General features: G+C 58.9%; 2 protein-coding genes and 1 pseudogene. 1 reads left to right on the forward strand and 2 read right to left on the reverse strand.

Annotated elements, in window-relative coordinates; all coding sequences use genetic code 11:
- Positions 1-342 (reverse strand): PAAR domain-containing protein (locus APH30_RS27005; protein WP_054914244.1); only part of this gene is annotated, 342 nt, incomplete at its 3' end.
- 371 nt (positions 343-713) lie between these two features.
- On the reverse strand, positions 714-1,184 hold the full coding sequence (locus APH30_RS27010; protein ID WP_009681701.1) for a phosphate-starvation-inducible protein PsiE: 471 nt from the start codon (positions 1,182-1,184) through the stop codon (positions 714-716).
- 480 nt (positions 1,185-1,664) lie between these two features.
- Between APH30_RS27010 and APH30_RS27015 the strand changes: the two are divergent.
- A pseudogene (locus APH30_RS27015) lies at positions 1,665-1,859 on the forward strand (DUF3077 domain-containing protein); the annotation flags it as partial.
- Positions 1,860-1,938 lie beyond the last annotated feature (79 nt).

Here is a 1,938-nt window from a genome sequence, read left to right on the forward strand (position 1 = left end):
CCCTTCGGCAATCTGCACCGGCCCCGGGTGCTTGTCGCAGGCACCGATGCTTTTTTCGACGCGGGCGGCCTTGCGGCTATTGATGAACACGTTGGGTGAGGCAGTGGTTATCGTCCCTGAGGGGGATGAAAACAGGCTGCCCAACGCCTCGCCGGCAGCGGTCAGCAAGCTGCCGCCAACCCCCGCCGCGAGACCTGCCAGCAAAGCTACGCCGAACCCGCAGGTGAAGGTGGCGATGGCCACGGTGGCCACCAATGCGATACCCAGAGCGGCCCCCAACAGGAAACCGCCCAATGCGCCGGTGTGTGAAATATCGTCGCCGAACCTGGCTGCTTCGAACATGAGGGATTACTCCTGTCCGCCAGGTACGGAACGGCTTGCAATAGCGTCAAGACGCGCCATGATCATCAGCATCTCCCTGTAAACGCTCGGCATGAATCAATTCATGTGCCGGGTTACCCTCCTTGAGAGCTGCTGAGTAAATAGGCTTGTGCGCCATGGTGTCAACCGTGCGCAGGCCACGCCCTCCGTGGGTTACAGCCCAGGGAGGGCAATATCAAAGAGCCATAACCCAGGGATTTTCCGGGTTTGAACAACAGGGTGCCATACGTTGGCGTGATGCGCGTTCTTTGGATTTTCAGAGGCGTCTGTAAGAAAAAACCGCAGTTTTCCGCGACCTGCGGTGTTGTGCTGCTCACCTATGCCGCTGAGGCCTACTTGCCCTCTTCCACTTGCTTGCCGTTGGCATCCAGCACCTTGGTCGAGGGGTAGCGGTACGAGGCGTAGCGCACCACCAGGATCGAGAACGCCAGCAGCAGAATGCCCCCGCACAGGTACAGCAGCCCTTCATCCGGCGCCTTGTGGTGCGAAACATCGCCGATCAGCAGGCGGGTGAGCGCGGTGATTGCCACGTACAAGAGGAAGCGGATGGGCATGTGGTTGGTCTTGAAGTAGATCCCGACCATGGCCCCCAGCTCCAGGTAGATGAACAGCAGCAGGATGTCGTCGACGCTGATCCCGCCTTTGCCGAGCATGTCCAGGAAGGTGACCACCGCCGCATAGGCGGTGATGGCGCCGATGCCGAACAGGGCAAGGTAATGGAAGGCTTCGACGCACAGGTTGCCCAGCGAGTCGGCCGAGCCGTGCAGGCCCTTGCGCAGTTTTTCTGCCCATTTGATGTTCACGATGTTTCATTCCCCACTACGACTTTCAAGGATGATGCGCCACGGGTGTGACGTTTCTGCCATGCAGTTAAAGGGCCAGGCCCCTGCCATGGGAAGGCGGCCGATTGCCGCAAGGCACTTTGTGGCATGGCAAGCTACAGAAAATGAAATGGCATTGCGCCAGCGGAAAATCAGATTTAAGCCCTTTCTTGTAGGGCATTTCCCAAAGATACTCCCTGCCATTGTGGTGTTCGGTGGTGCGCACTAGTCTCGGGCGGTCGTTGCCAATCAACGACCGGCTTTGACAGGCCGCCCTGAACTAACCACATGGCTTAGCCGTTATGGCAGCTGTCATGGGGCACCTCGTGTGCGCCGGCTTTTGGTTCTGTTCACCGGTCTGTCAACCCATGTACAGCTGCCGCCTTGATGTTTGACAGCAGAAGGTGGTGGCCCCAATTTTGAACAGGCCTACATCATGCTGAGAGTTATCCCCGATCCACCCCGCTATTCCGCATCGAGCCCGGGATCCCGTGCAGGGATGCCCGCGAACAGTCTTCGGAGTTGATGGGGTATGTGCGCGAATTGACCATCACCGGGTTGATGGATGGGAAGCTGATGATGATATGGGCTGCGCACTATTTGAGCGCGATGGCCAAGGCGCTGATGGATGATGCCGAGCTGGGGATGAAGCAGTGAGGGTTTGGCACTAGGTTGCAGGAGGGCTGGCAGGGGTTCGCCGTAGCATTTTTGGCGCCTGTGAGATCGAGCGCCGCCC

Origin of the sequence: Pseudomonas sp. NBRC 111127 (assembly GCF_001320345.1) — a bacterium.
In the GTDB taxonomy this organism is placed as follows: domain Bacteria; phylum Pseudomonadota; class Gammaproteobacteria; order Pseudomonadales; family Pseudomonadaceae; genus Aquipseudomonas; species Aquipseudomonas juntendi.